General features: G+C 67.1%; 21 protein-coding genes and 1 pseudogene. 11 read left to right on the top strand and 11 right to left on the bottom strand.

Annotated elements, in window-relative coordinates; all coding sequences use genetic code 11:
• Positions 1–198: 198 nt before the first annotated feature.
• Together VIP82_RS12685 and VIP82_RS12680 are read left to right on the top strand one after the other, a co-directional pair.
• A complete protein-coding gene (locus VIP82_RS12685) occupies positions 199–1,071 on the top strand; it encodes a helix-turn-helix transcriptional regulator (protein ID WP_331909106.1) in 873 nt (290 codons plus the stop codon).
• Positions 1,072–1,172: 101 nt separating this feature from the next.
• Entirely contained in the window at positions 1,173–1,616 is a 444-nt protein-coding gene (locus VIP82_RS12680; protein ID WP_331909104.1) for a hypothetical protein, read from the top strand.
• A 39-nt stretch (positions 1,617–1,655) separates the two neighbouring features.
• Here the strand turns inward: VIP82_RS12680 and VIP82_RS12675 are convergent, their stop codons facing one another.
• A complete protein-coding gene (locus VIP82_RS12675) occupies positions 1,656–2,228 on the bottom strand; it encodes a YdeI/OmpD-associated family protein (protein WP_331909102.1) in 573 nt (190 codons plus the stop codon).
• A 117-nt stretch (positions 2,229–2,345) separates the two neighbouring features.
• Between VIP82_RS12675 and VIP82_RS12670 the strand changes: the two genes are divergently transcribed.
• From VIP82_RS12670 to VIP82_RS12660, 3 genes are all read left to right on the top strand, one after another.
• The gene (locus VIP82_RS12670) at positions 2,346–2,615 is read left to right on the top strand and encodes a hypothetical protein (RefSeq protein WP_301114591.1); all 270 of its coding nucleotides are present in this window, start codon (positions 2,346–2,348) and stop codon (positions 2,613–2,615) included.
• A gap of 34 nt (positions 2,616–2,649) precedes the next feature.
• Positions 2,650–3,120 (top strand): nucleotidyltransferase domain-containing protein, encoded by a 471-nt coding sequence (locus VIP82_RS12665; protein ID WP_331909100.1) that lies wholly within the window; start codon positions 2,650–2,652, stop codon positions 3,118–3,120.
• A gap of 141 nt (positions 3,121–3,261) precedes the next feature.
• Complete coding sequence (locus tag VIP82_RS12660) at positions 3,262–4,665, top strand: AAA family ATPase (protein WP_331909098.1); 1,404 nt, start codon at positions 3,262–3,264, stop codon at positions 4,663–4,665.
• Here VIP82_RS12660 and VIP82_RS12655 read toward each other — a convergent pair whose 3' ends face one another.
• Positions 4,666–5,208, bottom strand: a complete 543-nt coding sequence (locus VIP82_RS12655) for a helix-turn-helix domain-containing protein (RefSeq protein WP_331909096.1) — start codon at positions 5,206–5,208, stop codon at positions 4,666–4,668.
• Positions 5,209–5,333: 125 nt separating this feature from the next.
• Between VIP82_RS12655 and VIP82_RS12650 the strand changes: the two genes are divergently transcribed.
• Both VIP82_RS12650 and VIP82_RS12645 read left to right on the top strand, forming a co-directional pair.
• Positions 5,334–6,101, top strand: a complete 768-nt coding sequence (locus VIP82_RS12650) for an ABC transporter ATP-binding protein (RefSeq protein ID WP_331909094.1) — start codon at positions 5,334–5,336, stop codon at positions 6,099–6,101.
• A complete protein-coding gene (locus tag VIP82_RS12645) occupies positions 6,098–6,895 on the top strand; it encodes an ABC transporter permease (protein WP_331909092.1) in 798 nt (265 codons plus the stop codon). The genes VIP82_RS12650 and VIP82_RS12645 overlap by 4 nt, the downstream gene beginning before the upstream one ends.
• 107 nt (positions 6,896–7,002) lie before the next feature.
• On the opposite strand, the gene VIP82_RS12640 is transcribed toward VIP82_RS12645, so the two are convergent.
• The 9 genes from VIP82_RS12640 to urtA form a co-directional block, all read right to left on the bottom strand.
• Positions 7,003–7,899: a hypothetical protein gene (locus tag VIP82_RS12640; protein WP_331909090.1), complete on the bottom strand. Its 897-nt coding sequence runs from the start codon at positions 7,897–7,899 to the stop codon at positions 7,003–7,005.
• A 51-nt stretch (positions 7,900–7,950) separates the two neighbouring features.
• The gene (locus VIP82_RS12635; RefSeq protein WP_331909088.1) at positions 7,951–8,538 is read right to left on the bottom strand and encodes a TetR/AcrR family transcriptional regulator; all 588 of its coding nucleotides are present in this window, start codon (positions 8,536–8,538) and stop codon (positions 7,951–7,953) included.
• Positions 8,539–8,540: 2 nt separating this feature from the next.
• Positions 8,541–9,131, bottom strand: coding sequence for a TetR/AcrR family transcriptional regulator (locus VIP82_RS12630; protein ID WP_331909086.1), 591 nt, complete (start codon positions 9,129–9,131; stop codon positions 8,541–8,543).
• Positions 9,131–10,837 carry a purine-cytosine permease family protein gene (locus tag VIP82_RS12625; RefSeq protein WP_331909084.1) on the bottom strand — a complete coding sequence of 569 codons (1,707 nt, stop codon included), beginning with the start codon at positions 10,835–10,837 and terminating at the stop codon, positions 9,131–9,133. Before VIP82_RS12625 ends, VIP82_RS12630 begins: the two co-directional genes overlap by 1 nt.
• Before the next feature lie 74 nt (positions 10,838–10,911).
• Positions 10,912–11,595, bottom strand: coding sequence for an ATP-binding cassette domain-containing protein (locus VIP82_RS12620; protein ID WP_331909082.1), 684 nt, complete (start codon positions 11,593–11,595; stop codon positions 10,912–10,914).
• Between the two features lies 1 nt (position 11,596).
• Positions 11,597–12,418 carry an urea ABC transporter ATP-binding protein UrtD gene (gene urtD / locus VIP82_RS12615; protein ID WP_331909080.1) on the bottom strand — a complete coding sequence of 274 codons (822 nt, stop codon included), beginning with the start codon at positions 12,416–12,418 and terminating at the stop codon, positions 11,597–11,599.
• Entirely contained in the window at positions 12,415–13,530 is a 1,116-nt protein-coding gene (urtC, locus tag VIP82_RS12610; protein WP_331909078.1) for an urea ABC transporter permease subunit UrtC, read from the bottom strand. Before urtC ends, urtD begins: the two co-directional genes overlap by 4 nt.
• Positions 13,527–14,411, bottom strand: a complete 885-nt coding sequence (urtB, locus tag VIP82_RS12605; RefSeq protein ID WP_331909076.1) for an urea ABC transporter permease subunit UrtB — start codon at positions 14,409–14,411, stop codon at positions 13,527–13,529. The genes urtC and urtB overlap by 4 nt, the downstream gene beginning before the upstream one ends.
• 93 nt (positions 14,412–14,504) lie before the next feature.
• Positions 14,505–15,812, bottom strand: coding sequence for an urea ABC transporter substrate-binding protein (urtA, locus tag VIP82_RS12600; protein ID WP_331909074.1), 1,308 nt, complete (start codon positions 15,810–15,812; stop codon positions 14,505–14,507).
• A gap of 466 nt (positions 15,813–16,278) precedes the next feature.
• Here urtA and VIP82_RS12595 point away from each other — a divergent pair, with 466 nt between their 5' ends.
• The 4 genes and pseudogenes from VIP82_RS12595 to VIP82_RS12580 all read left to right on the top strand — a co-directional run.
• Positions 16,279–16,581 carry an urease subunit gamma gene (locus VIP82_RS12595; RefSeq protein ID WP_331909072.1) on the top strand — a complete coding sequence of 101 codons (303 nt, stop codon included), beginning with the start codon at positions 16,279–16,281 and terminating at the stop codon, positions 16,579–16,581.
• A 9-nt stretch (positions 16,582–16,590) separates the two neighbouring features.
• A complete protein-coding gene (gene ureB, locus VIP82_RS12590; RefSeq protein WP_331909070.1) occupies positions 16,591–16,941 on the top strand; it encodes an urease subunit beta in 351 nt (116 codons plus the stop codon).
• The gene (locus VIP82_RS12585; RefSeq protein ID WP_331909068.1) at positions 16,928–18,625 is read left to right on the top strand and encodes an urease subunit alpha; all 1,698 of its coding nucleotides are present in this window, start codon (positions 16,928–16,930) and stop codon (positions 18,623–18,625) included. The genes ureB and VIP82_RS12585 overlap by 14 nt, the downstream gene beginning before the upstream one ends.
• A 10-nt stretch (positions 18,626–18,635) precedes the next feature.
• Positions 18,636–18,857 (top strand): annotated as a pseudogene (locus tag VIP82_RS12580) (urease accessory protein); the annotation flags it as partial.

The following is an 18,857-nucleotide window of genomic DNA, read 5'->3' as shown; positions in this document are numbered from 1 at the left end:
TCCCGGCGGTCAGGCCTGTGAGGTGGGCATGGGTACAGCTCGGCGATGGAGGAGCGGCGGTGACGGGTCACCGCATACGCTCGTTCGGCGGCTGATGCTTCGAGTCAACGCTTCTTCGCCGGAGTCAGCGTGGCCCTACCTATAGGTGCCCCGACAGGGACCCCCGACGCGCTCCCACGTCGGCGTAGTTTCGATGGCATGGACACCTCGGACGCGATCCGCGAGTTCCTCACCACTCGGCGCGCGAAGCTCACGCCGTCGCAGGTGGGGCTACCGGATTTCGGCGGTCGCCGCCGGGTTCCGGGGCTGCGCCGGGAGGAAGTCGCGCTGGTGGCCGGAATGAGCGCGGAGTACTACAAACGCCTCGAAAGGGGCAACGCCGCAGGTGTGTCCGAAGCAGTCATCGACGGTGTCAGCCGCGCCCTGCAACTGGACGAAGCCGAACACGCCCATCTGTATGACCTGATCCGCACCGCCAATGCCGGGGCTCACCCGCACCAACGTGCGCGCACCCCCCGCAAGACGCAGCTCACGTCCGGCATGAGACAGACCATCGACGCCATGTCGACGGTGCCGGTCTACCTACAGAACGGTCGTCTTGACGCGGTGGCCACCAACCGCCTCGGGGCAGCTCTCTTCTCCGAGATGCTCGACGGTGCCCGGCCACCAGCGAATGCCGCGCGATTCATCTTTCTCGAACCGCGGGCCCAGACCTTCTATCGGGAATGGGAAGCGCAGACCCGCCAGATCGTGGCCGTCCTTCGCGCCGAAGCCGGCCGCTCACCCTACGATCGTCAGCTGACCGACCTTGTCGGCGAACTCTCCACCCGCAGCGGTCTGTTCCGAAAGCTTTGGGGAGCCCACGACGTCCGCGAACACCGCACCGGCCTCAAACTCGTGCATCATCCCGTGGTCGGCGACCTCGACCTCACCTTCCAAGCGATGGATCTCGCGTCCGACCGCGGACTGCAGATGATCGTCTTCTCCGCCGAACCGGGATCTGCCACCCACGAACGCCTCCAACTACTCGCCAACGTGGCCGAAACGGCCGTACCGAAGGCGTCCGTCTAGGCGTCGTGCATCGGGCAACCGGGCGCCCTGTCGTCGGTGCCCAGTACGTTGTCAGTGTGAGTCTGCACCGGAGTCTCGTCGCCGATGGACCGGCTCGGGAAGTGGCGGTCGAGCTGGCTGCTTTCGGGCGCTTCGTCGGCGACTGGCGGGTGCAGAACGCGTTGTACAACGAATCGACTCGCCAGTGGTCCGAGAGTGCGCTGCTTTGGACATTCGACTGGATCATCGCCGGCCGGGGAATTCAGGATGTGCTTGTCGATGAGGCGGGGACCGCTCTGGGCACGACCGTACGGACGTGGGATGAGCGTGCTGGATGGCGAGTCGTGTGGTTCTGCCCGCGCGCTGCGGAACACGTCGTCCTCACCGCGCACGATCTCGGCGACCGAATCGAGCTCGCCGGGGTGCAAGCCGACGGCCGACCTGTGAAATGGATCTTCAGCGCCATCCTGGCGGACAGGTTCACATGGGATGGCTGGTGCTCGAACGACGACGGCGAGACCTGGTGGCACGAACAGCACATGGAAGCGCAACGCCTGACTCGGTAGAGGATCCGTGGGACGCGGTCAGCCCATGCTCAGTCGTCGTCAGTGCAGGGTTTCGCCTCGCTTGAGCATCTCGACGTACTGGGCAACGCGTGCGGCTCGCGAAGCCGGCCGTTTGAGATTGCCCACGCGGAAGGCCATCGCGAACCGGTTCTGTGCCGACTGAGCAGCGAACGCTTTGGCGATCTCCGGGTCTGCGTTGAGGGCTTCCTCCAGCTCCACGGGGAGGTCGCCGTCGCGTTGCCGATACGCGCTGTCCCATCGCCCGTCCGCCTTGGCGCGGTCGATCTCGTGCTGGCCTTGAGGCCGCATGCGACCTTCCTCGACCAGCCGTGTCACGTGACCGATGTTGACCTTCGACCACATGCTCCGCGGTCGGCGTGGCGTGAAGGTCTGCAGGAAGTAATCGGCATCCAGGGACTGCGACTGCCCATCGATCCACCCGAAGCACAGCGCGACATCGAGCGCCTCGGCGTACGTGATCCCGGGTCGGGTCGACGCCTTCTTCCGCAGTCGTAGCCGGACGCCGGTCGGGTCGGGGTCCGATTCCAGCCAGGCTTCCCAGTCCGCAACCGTGTCCACGTGCAGCTCAGGCTTGTTCACGCGGTTGGCCATGACGGGAGGATAGCTCTTGCGTCCGGACTAGTCCCCCCGGCGGATTGCGTCAGAGAACACCATGCGGCGCGGTGCCGCGTTCCAGGGCTGCGGGCACGAGCACGAGATACTGGACGCATGTCTTCATCCGTCGAACGCCGCTCGAACCCGACGGCCTGGGCCGCGTTCTGGTTCGCGCTGGCCGGCCTCGTGCTCATGCCCATCCCCCTGTTCATCGGGCTGATCCTCGGTGGCGGCCTTTCCATCGTCGCCGCAGTCCTCGCGGTGATCGCCCTCCTCAAGGGACTCGCGCGCAACGGCAAGGGCATCGCTCCCGTCGTGTTCGCCGCGATCTTCATCGCGCTCACGTGGGGCGGCATCTCGCTCGGCGGCGGCACCATCTGGTAGATCGGCTGGCCGGTGCCCGAGGGAGGGCAGAACCGTGGAGAGTGGCCAGGTCGTCGATCTGTTTCGCGCTTTCGCGGCCGAGGGGCTGAGAGTGTGGCTGGCCGGGGGCTGGGCCGTGGACGCCATCGTGGGACGTCAGACACGGGCGCACGGAGACATGGACGTGGCCGTCGACATCCGGGATCTCCCTTCCTTCCTCGAACTGCTCGGCGAGCAGGGTTTCGTCGTCACAACGGACTGGGCGCCTTCTCGGCTGGAATTGACAGCGCCTGACGGTCAAGTCGTCGACGTGCATCCCGCGACGTTCGCCGCAGACGGCAGCGGGCGGCAGGCCGGCCACGGTGGCGACGGCTTCCACTATGCGTCGGACGGATTCACTCTAGGAACGATCGACGGCTCCGAGATTCCGTGCCTCTCAGCCGCCCAACAGCTGCGGTTTCGTGACGGGTACGAGCTTCGCGCAGCGGACATCCACGACATCGAGCTGCTGAGAAAGTACGGCTAGCGGATCCGCATCGTGGATCGAGCCGAGATCGGTTCGCCCGCCGATAGCCGATGGGCACTCCGCGCGACTCGGATGTGTGATCGCGTGTCGCGGGCGTATGACAGAGTCGGTGCCATGTTGCAGGACGACGATCGTGATCTGATGCGCGCAGTATCCAGCTACCTGCATCGGGTGAACGAACTGGCCGCGAGCGAATCGTCACCGTCCCGGACGCCCTTGGGTGACGTGATCAGCGACCATCTGGGAACCGACGCATCGCAGGTGTCCGTGGTCGTGGAGCACATCGCCGACCACCGCCTTGTCGACGCGGATCTCGCCTTGAACGCGTTGGGAGAGCAGGGCGAGGGGCGCCTCATCGGCGTCACGGGCGGAGATCAAAGGCACCACCAAGCGCTGGCGGAGTGGATCACCCACTCTCACGCACGCTATGCACCGGGCCCGGTGGACTACACGGAGCGGGCGACGGGTCCGAGCTCGAGCACGAGGGTGGTGTCGCTGGGCGTTCGGCTGCTGCATTTCGAGGGCACGCCCATCGTGCTCGCACAGCGGGCTGCTTCTCCCCAGTTCGGCAGGCCGTCCGCGGTGGTGGAGGTCATGGGCACCGACGACGCGGTGGTCACTCGCTTCCTCGAGACACTGCGCCGAACGATGATCGAGCGCAGCGTGCTACGCGGCCAGGTGCTGTCCTTTCAACCCACCGAGTACGGCCGCGACGCCGGCGCCACCTTCGTGCAGCGACCGTCAGTCGCCGCTGACGACATCGTCCTCGGGGAGGGTGTGCTGGAAGAGATCGTCCAGCACGTGATCACGATCGGTGAACACAGCGACGCTCTGCAGCGCGCGGGTCAGCATCTGAAGCGTGGCGTGCTGCTGTATGGCCCGCCGGGGACGGGCAAGACCCTCACCGTCCGTCACCTCCTCACCGCGACGCCCGACATCACCGCCGTGGTCCTCACGGGATCCAGCATCCGTTACATCAGCGCAGCTGCCGAGATCGCGCGCACGTTCCAGCCCGCGCTCGTGGTGCTCGAAGACATCGACCTGGTCGCCATGGAACGCCACGGCTCACCCCAGCCACTGCTGTTCGAAGTGCTCGACGCCCTCGACGGCCTGGACGGCGACGCCGACGTGGCCTTCATCATGACGACCAACAGGGTCGAAGTGCTCGAGCGTGCCCTCGCGGAGCGACCGGGTCGGGTCGATCTCGCCGTCGAGGTCCCCCTTCCCGCACCGGCGGAACGGCGTCGCCTGTTCCGTCGCTACGCGCACGGCCTCCCGTACACGGGTGCCGCACTGCAGGCGGCGGCAGAACGAGCCGAAGGCACGACGGGCTCTTTCGCGAAAGAGTTGATGAGGCGAAGTGTGCTCCGCGCCGTCCAAGACGAGCGCGAACCCCGCGATGAGGACCTCGTCGCCGAACTCGACCGCCTGATGGACTCCCGCCAGCAGCTCACCCGATCCATGCTCGGATCCGGCGGTGACAATGAGTCCCCGCATCCGCCGAACGGGCACCACGCAACCAGCTTCGGGTGGGCCAGCGGCTGATCATGCCGGGCGAAGCGCCTCGGGTATCAGGGCTGTGGCGAATGTCACGGTACGGCGTTCTGGACCTGTCGCGGACAGGTAGGGCGCGAGCAGCTCGCCGAGACGCGTCTGAATCTGGCTGAGGTCGTCGGTCGTGACGTGCAGCTGCACCTCTCCGAAGCCGAGGAAGTCCCGGAAGCCGCCATCGGCATCCGAAGCGCTCGCTCGATCGAACGTCTCGCCGAGGTGGGCGATGAACGTCAGGAACGATTGGCGCAACTCCTGTTCGCCCATCTCCCGAAGCTCTGCATGGTCGACGTGCGCCATCCTGCCACCGAGGGTGAAGGTGCGCTCGACCGCGCCGCGCACCCGCCGCTCCTCGATGACCGCCAGGATGTCGGCTTCGACGAGTGCGGCGACGTGACGGTACAGCGTCGCCTGGGGGACATCCGGCATGGCGGCTCGAAGATCCGCGGTCGTGACCTGGCGGGTGCCGAGTTGCTGGATGATCCGGAGGCGCACGGGATGCATGACGACATCGGCGATGGGCGAGCGCTTCGACACGGCACACCAACCATTCTCATAGTGATAACATTCTCAATACCTGATCCAGCGTACGTCAGTGAGAGGAACACCCTGATGACCGCCATTCGACGAGACACCTCGACCCTTCACAAGCCGGTCCGGCGATGAGTGGCACGGACATCCAGGTCTCTGGACTCGCCAAGCGCTTCGCCGGCGTCGACGCAGTGACCGACGTCACCTTCAGCGCGCGCTCCGGGCGGGTCACGGGATTCCTCGGTCCCAACGGCGCCGGCAAGTCCACGACGCTCCGGATGCTGCTGGGTCTCATCCGTCCTGATGCCGGAACGGCACTCATCGGCGGTGCCTGGTACCGCGACCTCGACGATCCCTCGAGCACGGTGGGGGCCGTGCTCGACATCGCCGCCGCCCATCCTGCGATGACCGCGCGCGGGCACCTCCGCACGTACTGTGCGCTGGGCGGGCATGAACCGGCGAATGCAGCGCGCGTGGCGGAGCTCACCGGCATCTCCGCATACCTCGACCGTCGTGTGGGCTCCTTCTCGACCGGGATGCGGCAGCGGCTGTCCCTCGCGACTGCACTCCTCGGGGATCCGGTCGTGCTCGTACTCGACGAGCCGTCGAACGGGCTCGACCCGGCGGGCATCGTCTGGCTGCGCACCTTCCTGCGCGAGTTCGCCGCCGGCGGTCGCACGGTCCTGCTCTCGAGTCACGTCCTCACGGAACTCCAGCACGGCGTCGACGACCTCGTGCTGATCGATCGCGGACACGTGGCCTGGGAGGGCTCGCTCGCCGAGTTCACCGCGCACGGCACGAACCTCGAAGAGGCATTTCTGCGGCTCACATCCGAGACCGCTCCCCACACCGCCCCCGGAATATCCGGAGCGACACGCACCGAAGGAGCCCGCGCATGAATCGACTGATCCGAGGCGAGTTCACGAAGCTCTTCGCCACCCGGCTTCCGATATGGTCCCTCGTCATCGCCGCAGGCAGCGGTGGCGCTCTGACCGGACTGCTGGCTCTCGTCGGTCCCGAGAATGCCAACCCGCCGCTGCCCGGACTCGACACCGTCGACGGCGTCGGCATCGTCGTGGGCATGAGCGGCCTGCTGCTCTTCGTGCCCGCGCTCATCGGCACGATCGCCGTCACGAGCGAGTACCGGCACCACACCATCGGCACGACCTTCCTCGCCGCCCCTCGCCGCGGGCGAGTGCTCGCGGCGAAGCTCGTCGTGTTCGGCGCGCTCGGCATCGCCTACGGGGTCGTCGCCTCGCTCTTCGCTGGGGCGGCTGTGGTGGGTGGCGCGGCACTACAAGGCGTCGAGCTCGGCGTCCCCCCGGCCGGACTCGTCACGCTGCTCGCACGTCTCTCGCTGGCTGCCGCCGTCTACATGATCCTCGGCGTCGCCATCGGCGCGCTCGCGCGCCATCAGCTGCTCGCCGTCGGCATCGTGCTCGGGTACTTCTACTTCCTCGAGCACGTGCTCTTGATCATCCCCGGCGTGAACGCGATCCATTCCTATCTCCCAGGAGGCGCGACGGCGGCCCTCACCGACTTCACCTTCCTCAGCGATGCCATCGCCGAGCAGCTGCCGACGACGTCGACGGTGCCGACGTCGCCGGCGATCGGGGCGCTCGTTCTGCTCGCCTATGCGGCGGCGGCGGCTTGCGTCGCGGTGGCCGTTCCGCTGCGACGCGACCTGCGCTGAACGCGAGGTTGTCGCCGCTCGCGACGTCGGTGGACAGGTGGTTGCGGCGGGCCCGGTCCCCGAGCTGCGCGCGGACATCGCACCGCCGTGTTCGGGTCCGGCAGGCGCTAATTCGGATCGGCGGTCCTCTCGTAGACGTACACGCTGACGTGGTCTTCCCTCAACACGAATCGCATGAAGCTCATGGTCCCCTGCTGCGGCAGTTCCGCAGTGGTGTCGAAGCCTTCGGGGGTACAGCCCTCGGCGCTGTACCCCTCGCGGATTCCCTGAACGGGGACGGCCACGAACAGGCACGCCATGCCGTAGCGAGACTCACCGCTCCAGATGTTGAGACCGTCGAAGTCCTCGTAGCGCCGAAGCTCATCGGGGCTGATACCCAACGACTCGAGAACGCCGTGCTGATCGTTCGGCCGATCGGCGCCTTCACCCACCGACCTCAGTGCGAGGATCTCGTGCGCTAAGGGCAAGTAGAGCCCTTGCGGAAATCTGTCGGGCACGGGGGGCATATTGGCCGTGGACGACTCGGTCGGTAGGGGAGTGAACACAGGAGCAAGCAGCTGCGACGTGCCGGCGAGGTAGCCCGCGACAAGGCCGATGGCAGCGATCGCGGCGCCGAGAAGTGCCAACCCGCGGCGGCGCCGCAACCACGGTGGCGCGTGGGTTCTGATGCTGGCCGGAGTCCCCCTGGGGTCTTGCTCCGTGACCGACCCGGGGGCGGGCACATTCTCGTTGAACGCTGCGTCCACGGCCGGCAGGATCGATGTCGAAGCCGCGCGCGGTTCATCGGCGGTTGCAGCGACGGGCACCCGTTCCCGGACCGGAGCGGGAGCCTCTGCGGCATCCATGGCCGTCATCTGTCGGCGTCGGCCGGCCTCCAATTCCGCGAGGCGACCTTGCGCCTCCGCATCCCCGGCGATGTCGGCGTCCGGTCCGTACGCGCGTCGTCGCAGACGCTCCAACTCATCCCATTCCACGAACTCGCCCGACCCCAGCGGGGCATCCATAAACCCATTGAGGCTCTGACCCGCAGAAGCGTTGTGCGAGATGATCCGCTTTCAGCCGACGCGCGATCGAACCGGATCCAGCACCGCTTCAGCCGCCCATGCCGCGGCGTCGGCGATGTCGCGGCGGCTCATTCCGAACTCCCGGCGGAAGGTGACCCACGTCGCAGCCGAGTCGAGGTGCGCCAGAGCCGCGACGATCGCGGTGCGCTCAGCGTCTTCGAGAGAGGGAATCTCGGCATCGACCATCTGCTCGAGCTTCGACCGCCCGGGGCTGGGTGCCGCGCCGCTGATGCCTCGCATCGTCGTTTCAGCCACCACATGGGCCAGTTCCGGGCGCTGGTCGTACGACTCCATCGCCGCCCGGATCGCGAGAGGCATGTCGAAGATGCTCGCGGAGTCCTGCCGGGGGAAGATCCTGTTCTCGATCCACGCCGCCGTCGCGAGCAGCAGATCCACCCGCGTCGCGTAGTTGCGGAAGACGGTTCGCTCGCCGACGCCCGCTCGGCGGGCGATCAGCCGGAAAGACACGTCGTCTGTGCCGAGCTCCTCGATCAGCTCCGCATAGGCGGCGAGGATCGCCTCCTGCGTGCGACTCACCTCGTTGGCCGCCTGCGCATCCGCGTCGGAGGTCGCCGGCATGGTCATCCGCCGTCCCGTCGCGAGACGCCCGATTCGGACTCCCGCAGGATCACTAGGTCCCCCAGGACCTCGGCGACGGTGCGATCGAAGACGTCCGTGATCTGCGACGCGCTCATATCGAAGCCCGTGCGCATACGGGCCCAGAACTGGGGCGACGCGAAATACCGCAGCGCGGCTGCCGCGCGCTGCAGATCCCGCTCGTTCAGAGAAGGGTGATTCGTCGCGAGCATGGCCACCAGAGCTCTGGTGAAGAAGGTCGGCTCCGCCTCGCCGGTCGGCGAGATCGTTGCCGCCCGCGCACACACGAAAGCGAACGCCGGCGACGCATCGAAGGCGTGGAACCTGGCGCGGGAGGCATCCTGGAATTGAGGGATCGTGACGAAAGGCGGCAACGGGAATTCGGTGGACTCGATCCACCCCGCGACGCCCTCGAGAAGATGCGATCTCGTCGGGAAGTGACGGTAGACCGTCCGCTCCGACACGCCGACCGCGTCGCCGAGTGTGCGGTACGAGATGTCGTCGAACGGGTGCTCGCGCAGAGCCGCGGCGGCGTTGGCGAGGATCGCGGTCGGAGTGTCGACACCCTCCGCCATCATCCGCCTCGTCCCTTCTGCCGATCTGCCCGTTCGGCGGTCCGTCCACGCGAGCTGTTCTGCCGTGACGCCGGGTCGGCGGGCAGGACATAGCGATCCGAATCGTCCAGCGTGAGTGCGAGCGACGACACGTACTGGGTCTCGCCGTATGTCCCCCGCTCCGCCGATGCCAGCATATCCGGCCGCTCGAATGTGTAGCCGGTGACGTGGCAGCGAAGCCGCTCACCGGACGGGTTGCCATCGACATCGAGAATCGGTGACGCGATGCCATCGGTCTGGCGGCGCAGGTAGTACCTGCCGCGAGTCAGCAGCGCCATGAGCGGGGTTGTGATCACAGCCACGCCGATCGCGACCAGCACCGAGAGGGGCCGCAGATCCTCACCGAACACACCCGCGAATGCCGAGAGCGACAGCAGCGACGCCAAACCCACCGACACGAGGCCGACCGGGTTCCAATCGCGCAGCATCCCGCGGCGGAATTCGGGGAACAACGGCGAGATGTGAAGCAGGTGCTTGTTGATCGCGATGTCGGCGGCGATCGTGACCAGCCATGCCATCACGACATTGGCGTAGAGGCTGAGTACGAAGCTGATCAGGCTGAAGACGTCCATCCACATCAGCGCGAGCGCGATCGCGAGATTGAAGAAGATGAAGACGGATCTTCCCGGGTAGGTCTTGGTGAGGCGGGTGTACACGTTGGACCATGCGAGTGACCCGGAGTACGCGTTCGTGACGTTGATCTTCACCTGCGCGACGACGACGAGAACGAGCGCCAGCCCGATCACCAGCCACTCCGGCATGATCGATTCGTAGAGGGCGATGAACTGCCGAACGGGTTCGGCGGCCTGCTGGCCGAGCTCCGCATCGACACGCGTGATGAGGTACACCGCGAGGAACACGCCGATCACCTGCTTGATGCCGCTGAAGAGCACCCAGCCGGGTCCCGCGAACAGCAGCGAACCCCACCATGCCCGCCGATTCATGCGCGTGCGCGGCGGCATCGCCCGGAGGACGTCGATCTGCTCGGCAAGCTGCGGCGTCAGAGCGAAGCAGACGGCGGCAGTCGCGACGATCGCCTGGAAGCTGACCTCCCCATCGGACTCGCCCGGGAACGAGACGAACGCGCTCACGGCGTCGGGGTCGGACACGATCACCCAGAGCAGCGGCAGGAGCGCGAGCGCGAGCCACAGCGGTGTGGTCCAGAACTGCAGCCGTTCGAGGGCGCGCATTCCGTAGATCACGATCGGGATCACCACCACCGTGGAGACGAGGTAGCCGATGGGAAGCGGGATGGCGATCGCGATGTGGAGCCCCTGCGCCATGATCGCCCCCTCGAGGGCGAAGAAGATGCACGTGAACACCGCGAAGATGACGGTCGTGATCGACGAGCCGTAGTAGCCGAACCCCGACCCGCGCGCGATCAGATCCAGATCGAGGTTGTAGCGAGCGGCGTAGTAGGCGATGGGCAGGCCGACGATGAAGATCGTGATCGATGCGAACAGGATGCCGAGCACGGCGTTGTTGGTACCGTGCTCGATGCCGCCGCTGGCCCCGATGGAGAAGTCGGCGAGGAAGGCGATGGAGCCCAGCGCGGTGACCCCGATGGAACCGGCGCTCCAGCGCCGGAACGATCGGGGGACGTAACGGAAGGCATAGTCTTCGAGGCTGTCCTCGGCGGCTGCCCGCGCGTTGTCTGCCCTGCCCACGTCGGACTCCCTGCGGCTCGCGTCAGGCTCATTGTGCGCCCCGCGTGTTACAGCCGCATTGCGAAGAGACAGCGCTAGATCGCCATTGCCGCCCGCACTCCTTCGGCCGCGGACGCTCCTCCGTCGCCCACGCTCGAGACGAAGCCGCTCGCGAGCACGAGGTATTTGTCCGCGGCCTCCAGCGCGAAGCCGATGTGCTGCTCGACGAGCAGGACGGAGAGCCCCTCGCTCGCCAGCTGCATCACGGTGTGCTCGATCTCGGCGACGATCGTGGGCTGGATGCCTTCGGTCGGCTCGTCGAGGATGAGCAGCTTCGGCTCGGTGATGAGCGCCCGAGCGATCGCCAGCTGCTGACGCTGACCGCCCGAGAGCAGGCCGGCCTTGCGGCTCGCGAACTTCTCCAGCGCGGGGAACCGCGACAGCTGCTGCTCGATGAGCGCCTTGCCGCGCTTGCGACCGTCGGCGACGAGCTGCAGGTTCTCCATCGTCGTGAGCTGCGCGAACGACTGCTGGCCCTGGGGCACATACGCCATGCCACGTGCGACGCGCTTGTTGGGTGGCAGCGACGTGACGTCGTCTCCGTCGAAGATGACCTGGCCGCTGCGCGGCTTGATGAGTCCGATGGCGACGCGCAGCAGAGTCGACTTGCCGGCGCCGTTGTGGCCGAGGACGGCGACCACCTTGGCGGCCGGCAACGTCACGCCGTGCAGCACGAGCGTCGGGCCGTACCCTGCCTGGATTTCGTTCAGCTCGAGCACGTCAGGCTCCCTCTTCCTGCATTGCGGCATCCGTCGCCTGTGTCGTCCCGGCGGGCACCACGAACATCGCCCCGGTGGTCGCGGCCCCGGCGGTGCCGAGGTAGACCTCCTGCACCCTGGGGTCGGCCTGCACCTGGGCGACGGCCCCCTCCGAGAGGACCTTTCCCTGATGCAGCACGGTGACGCGGGACGCGTAGCGGCGCATGAAGTCCATGTCGTGTTCGACGACGAGCACGATGCGGCGCTGGGCGATTCGCTGCAGCAGCTCTCCCGTGGCGGTCCGCTCGTCCTGGCTCATTCCGGCGACGGGCTCGTCGAGCAGCAGCGCGCGGGGCTCCTGCACGAGCATCATGCCGATCTCCAGCCACTGCTTCTGGCCGTGGGACAGGATGCCGGCGGGAGTCTCGCGCTCATCGCTGAGGCCCGTCTCCTCCAGCGCCGACTCGATCGCCGGATCGACGCCGCGGCGGGCCCGCAGCAGCGAGAGCGAAGAGCGGTGAAGCCCCGCCGCGATGTCGAGGTTCTGCAGCACGGAGAGCTGCTCGAACACGCTCGCGGTCTGGAAGGTGCGGCCCACTCCGAGCCGCACGATCTTCTGGGTGGACTTGCCCAGGAGCTCCTGGCCTGCGAGCGTGACCGATCCCGTGCCCTTGGACAGACCGGTGATGGCGTCGATGCAGGTGGTCTTGCCGGCGCCGTTCGGACCGATGAGAAAGCGGACCTCGCCCGGATGGGCGTCGAAGGAGACGCCGCCGACGGCGACGAATCCATCGAACTCGACCCGCAGGTCGGTGACGACGAGCGAACCCTCGGCGGCGGTCACTTGGTCACCTCTTCAGCGACAGGCTCGAGCACGGGTGCGGGATCGGCGAGCGAGGCGGGGGGTGTTTCGCGCGGGCGCCACACCAGACCCTTCGCCTTTCCGAACAGCGAGGAAAGCCCCATCGGCAGGAAGAGCGTCACCAGGATGAAGACCAGGCCCAGGATGTAGATCCACCCATCGGGCCAGCTGGAACCGAGACTCGATTGTCCCCATCCGATCGCCATCGCCCCGAGAGCTGGTCCGAAGAGCGAGGCGCGGCCGCCCAACGCCACGCCCGCGATCATGAGTATCGAGGCGGAGGCGCCGATCTCGGCCGGCGTGATGATGCCGACGATGGGGACGAACAATGCTCCGGCGATGCTGGCCATCACGGCGGCGACCACGTAGGCGACGAGCTTGATATTGGCGGGGTCGTAGCCGAGGAACCGCACGCGCTCTTCGGCGTCGCGCGTGGCGATCAGCAGTTCGCCGAAGCGGCTGCGGTTGAGCTGCCACACCGCGAGCAGGCACAGGATGAGCAGCGAGGCGGCGATCATGAAGACCATGACCTTGTTCGCGTCGTCGTTCAAGACGTACCCGAAGAAGTACTTGAAGTCGCTGAGCCCGGTGTCGCCACCGGTCTCGCGGATCGTCGAGCTGATCAGGACGGCGAGGGCCACGGCGAGCGCCTGGGAGAGGATCGCGAAGTACGCCCCCTTGATTCTGCGCTTGAACAGGGCGTAGCCGAGCACCCCTGCCACGATCACCGGCAGCAGCAGGATGGCCGCCAGCGTGAACGCGTCACTGCGGAACGGCTCCCAGAAGGGCGGAAGTGACGCCGACGGGTCGTACAGGATCATGAAGACAGGAAGGCTGCCGGGCGCTGTGCTCTCCAGCGTGAGGTGCATCGCCATGGCGTAGGCACCGAGCCCGAAGAAGACGCCCTGGCCGAGGACAAGCATTCCTCCGCGACCCCAGGCGAGGCCGATCCCCACCGCGGCGATCGCCCAGCAGCAGTACTTGCCGAGGTTGTTGATCCAGTGCATGGACAGTACGGCTGGGGCGACGACCAGGAGCAGCACGGCGAACACCGCGATGCCGATCAGCGGAAGCCACGGCTTGAGTTTGGTCATGTCAACCCCCGGGTGCGGACCGTGAACAGGCCCTGTGGGCGGAATTGCAGGAACACGACGAGCAGCACGAAGGCGAGCACTTGGGCCATGCTTCCCGTCGTCCAGTCGGCGAAGAACGACAGCGCGATGCCCAGAGCCCACGCGGCGATCACCGTGCCCTTGATCTGGCCGACGCCGCCGGCGACCACGACGAGGAACGCGGGAATGATGTACTGCGTGCCCATCTGAGAATTCGTGCCGCCGATCAGGGACGCGGCGACTCCGGCGACACCGGCCAGGCCTGAACCCACGAAGAAGGTGATGCGGTCGATGTTGCGGGTGCGGATGCCGCTGGTCTCGGCGAGGTCGCGGTTCTGGACGGTCGCTCTGATCCGCCGTCCGAAGGACGAGTACTTGAGCCATGCGGCCAGCGCGACCAGGCACACGACGGCGAGCACGATGGTGAAGACCTGCCGAAGCGGCCATGCATAGCCGAAGACGTCGATCTGCCCATCGAGCCACCCGGGAGCCTCCACGGGGACGCCCTGTGCGGGGAAGATCTGCAACGCGATCTGCTGCAGGATCAAAGCCACCCCGACCGTGACCAGAAGGGTGTCGAGCGGCCGTCGGTACATCCACTGGATGATGCCGACCTCGAGAAGAAGGCCGAGCAGGCCCGCGCCGATGAAGGCGAGCGGGAGCGCGAGCAGGACGGAGATGTTGCTCGAGGTGACCACCAGCTGGGTCATGTAGGCGATGAAGGCGCCGGCCATGATGAACTCGCCGTGCGCCATGTTGATCACCCCCATCTGCCCGAAGGTGAGGGTGAGCCCGAGCGCTGCGAGCAGCAGCAGCGCACCCAGCGCGGTGCCGTTCAGCAGGGGCGGTAAGAGTGCATCCACGTGCTTTCGCTCTCTGTGCGGTCGGGAGTCCTGAAGCGGTGATGGAGCGGGGGCCCGTGTCCGGGCGGACACGGGACCCCACATCCGGGGAGATCAGCCCGCGGCGGCTACCAGAGCATCGCGGACGTCAGCGGGGAACCAGTCGTAGCCCTCGAGGTACGGGTCGGGCTCGATGAAGCCGTCGGAGGACCAGACGATGTCGAACTGGTTCTCGGCGTTGATCCTGCCGATGTTGCCCGGCTTGGAGATGTGGTGGTTCTCGCCGTCCAGCGTGACGACACCCTCCGGCGCGTCGACGGTGATCCCGCCTGCCGCGGCGGCGGCATTCACGTCGTCGACCTCGAAGGAACCTGCCGCTTCGACCAGGGCTTTGTAGAGGTAGAGCGAGATGTACGCCGCCTCCATGGGGTCGGAGGTCACCCCGCTGCTGCCGGGGTAGGCCTGCCAGCGCTCGATGAAGGCCGGGTTGTTGGGAGTGTCCATCGACTGGAAGTAGTTCCACGACGCATAGTTGCCGGTGACTTCGTGACCCATGGCCGGCGCCTCCTCCTCGGCGATGGACACCGAGATGATCGGGGTCGTCTCCGGGGTGAGACCGGCGTCGTAGTAGGCCTTGATGAAGCCGACGTTCGACGAGCCGTTGATGGTGTTGAAGACGAAGTCCGGGTCGGCCGCGACGATCTTGGACACCTGGGTGGTCCAGTCGTCCTTGTCCAGGGGCACGTATTCCTCACCGACGATCTCGATGCCGAGTTCTTCGGCGTAGAGCTTGATGATCGCGTTCGCGGTGCGCGGGAACACGTAGTCGGAGCCTGCCAGGAACAGCGTCTTCACACCCTGCGCGGCGAGGTAGTCCATCGCGGGGATGATCTGCTGGTTGGTGGTCGCGCCGGTGTAGTAGATGTTCGGCGACGACTCCAGGCCTTCGTACTGCACCGGGTAGAAGAACAATCCGTTGTTCTCCTCGACGACCGGCTTGACGGCCTTGCGGGAGGACGAGGTCCAGCCCCCGAAGATCGCGGCGACGCAGTCCTGGGTGAGCAGCTTCTCGGTCTTCTCCGCGAAGGTCGGCCAATCGGTGGCACCGTCTTCCTGGATGTACTCGATCTGCTTGCCGAGGATGCCGCCGTCGGCGTTGATCTCGTCCGCGGCCATATGCAGGACGTTGGAGACGGTCTGCTCGGAGATCGCCATGCCGCCGGTGAGCGAATTGAGGAAGCCCAGCTTGATCGTGTCGCCGGACGTGTCGATGCAGCTCGCCGGTGCCGCGGCATCCGATTCGGCCGCCGCCGGGGCATCGCCGGCGCGGGAACCGCAACCGGCGAGAACGAGGGCGACCGTCGCCGCGAGGGCGGGAACAGCCAGCAGGCTGCGCGCCCGCCGTGTCCTGTTCGTTGTCATGGGAACTCCGTTTCTGTGTGATGCAGGTGATGCGTTCTCGGGTGGGGGTGGCCCGACCTGCGGGCACGCCGGATGACGCCGTCGCACCGGCACGATCCTCAGGAACGCCGAACGGGAGGCGTGTCGAGGGCGTGACGGAACGGGCTGAGCGGTGAGTCAGCGGTGTGGTGCAGGGGTGGGCCGGTGGTGCGGTGCGTCTCGATGCCTGCTGGTGCCGGGCTTCGCGTGCCGGTTCAGATCGGCGGAAGGTGATCGCCGACTGCTGCGGTAATTGCCAGCATGGGTGCGTGACATTACTCTGACATTTCTCGATTGTTCCGGTTCTGTTAATCGTGCAGCGTGATTCGACTGCGAAAGCCCGTAATTCCGGGAAACCCCGACCGAATGTCGAACTGACGGCTCTGGGTAGCCTCTGGTGAATACAGGCGATATGGCACACTTCTGACATCACCCGCCGGAGGCCCGAATGCACTTCACACCCGCCGAGACCGAGAAGCTCCTGCTGTCGGTCGCAGGGATGGTCGCGCGCGATCGGCTCGCGCGCGGCATCCTGCTCAACCACCCCGAGACGGTCGCTCTGCTGTCCTGCTGGGTGATCGAACGGGCCAGAGAAGGCCGCGGCGTCGCCGAGCTGATGCAGGAGGGCCGCACCGTCCTCACTCGTCACCAGGTGATGCCGGGCGTTCCCGAGATGCTCGTCGACGTGCAGGTCGAGGCGACCTTCCCGGATGGTCGCAAGCTCGTCACCGTCCACCATCCGATCGACTGAGGAGTCGCTGTGGCATCCGCTACCTCACAGGGCCCCGGCGCCTACCGAATCCGACCCGGCCGCATCGAGCTCAATGCCGATCGGAGCGAGGCAGAGCGCATCCGGCTCGTGTTCGTCAACACCGGCGACCGGCCGATTCAGATCGGTTCGCACATCCACCTCCCCGATGTGAATGCGGCACTGGAGTTCGACCGCGCCCTCGCACACGGATTCCGCCTCGACATCGCATCCGGAACCTCGCAGCGTTTCGAGCCGGGTGCATCACGAGAGCTCGACGCCGTCGCCCTGCGCGGAACGCGTCGGGTTCCCGGCATCCAGCTCAAGACCGAGGGACAGGAGCTGCTCGATGGTCTGGCTTGATCGGTCGCGGTACGCCGCGATCTACGGCCCGACGGTCGGAGACGAGGTGCGCCTGGGCGACACCGATCTGTGGATTCAGATCGAGCGCGACCTGACCGTGGGCGGCGAGGAGGCCGTCTTCGGCGGCGGCAAGTCCATCCGCGAATCCATGGCCCAGGCCACCGCGACGCGGGCCGACGGCGCGCTGGACACCGTCATCACGAACGCGATCATCCTGGACTGGTGGGGCATCATCCGCGCCGACATCGGCATCCGTGACGGTCGCATCGTCGGCATCGGACATGCCGGCAATCCCGACATCAGCGATGGCATCGACATGGTCATCGGGCCATCGACCGACGTCATCTCGGGCGAAGGGCGCATCGTCACCGCCGGCGCCATCGACTCGCACGTCCACCTGCTCTCGCCCTCGCAGATCCACGAGGCCCTCGCCACCGGGATCACCACGATCGTGGGCGGCGGCACCGGTCCCTCCGAAGGATCGAAGGCGACGACCGTCACACCGGGGGCGTGGCATCTGTCGGCCATGCACCGCGCGCTCGATCCCCTCCCCGTCAACATCCTGCTCCTCGGCAAGGGCAATACGGTCTCGATGGCCGCGCTGAAGGAGCAGGCGCTCGCGGGCGCCGCGGGCTACAAGGTGCACGAGGACTGGGGCTCGTCGCCCGCCGCGATCGACGCATCCTTGCGCGCCGCCGAGGAGTGGGGTCTGCAGGTCGCGCTGCACTCCGACTCGCTGAACGAGGCGGGCTTCGTCGAGTCGACCATCGCGGCGATGGGCGGCCGATCGATCCACGCCTTCCACGTCGAGGGCGCCGGCGGCGGTCACGCGCCGGACATCCTCTCGATCGCGGGGCTGCCCAACGTGATCCCCGGTTCCACGAACCCGACCCTCCCGCACACGGTGAACACCGTCGCCGAGCACCTCGACATGCTGATGGTCTGCCATCACCTCAACCCCGCGGTGCCGGAGGATCTCGCGTTCGCGGAGTCCCGCATCCGTGCCACCACGATCGCCGCGGAAGACATCCTCCACGACATCGGAGCACTGTCGGTGACCTCGTCCGACGCGCAGGCCATGGGCCGCATCGGCGAAGTGATCACGCGCACCTGGCAGGTCGCGCACGTCATGAAGCACCGTCGCGGTCCGTTGGACGGCGGGATGCCGGCGGACAACGAACGCGCGCGGCGGTATGTGGCGAAGTACACGATCAACCCCGCGATCGCGCACGGCATCGCGTACGACGTCGGATCGATCGAAGTCGGCAAGCTCGCCGACCTGACGGTGTGGGACCCGAAGTTCTTCGGCGTCCGGCCGGCCGTCGTCGTCAAGGGCGGTGCGATCGCGTGGGCCGCGCTCGGCGACCCGAACGCGTCGATCCCGACACCCCAGCCCGTCATGATGCGACCGTCCTTCGGCGACACGATCGGGGCCGACCTGTCGGTCACCTACGTCTCGCCTGCGGCTCTCCAGGACGGCCTCGCCGAGACGCTCGGTCTGCGCCGCCGACTCGCAGCGGTCGAGCCCACGCGTCACATCGGCAAGGCCGACATGAAGAACAACGACCTGCTGCCGTCTATCCGCGTCCGTCCCGACACGTTCGAGATCGCGATCGACGGCGAGGACGTCGAACCGGCACCCGCGGCATCCCTCCCGCTGGCCCAGCTGTACAACATGTTCTGAGGGGCGCTCCATGGACTCCGCCGCGCACACCGTCACCATGCTGCTCGCCGACGCACGTCTGCCTTCGGGCGGGCACGCGTTCTCGGCGGGCGTCGAGCCGGCCGTCCAGGGCGGGCTCGCGCGAGCGGATGTCGGGGCGTTCCTGCGTGCCCGGGCGCGCACGACGACGCTCGTGGATGCGGCGACGGCGGTCGTGGCACGGCGGGCCGGACTGAGCGGCGCGCCCTATGCG

It is taken from the genome of Microbacterium sp. (assembly GCF_036566905.1).
Lineage (GTDB): Bacteria > Actinomycetota > Actinomycetes > Actinomycetales > Microbacteriaceae > Microbacterium.
The sequence above is the reverse complement of the archived record's forward strand: the minus strand, read 5'-3'. Positions and strand labels throughout refer to the sequence as shown.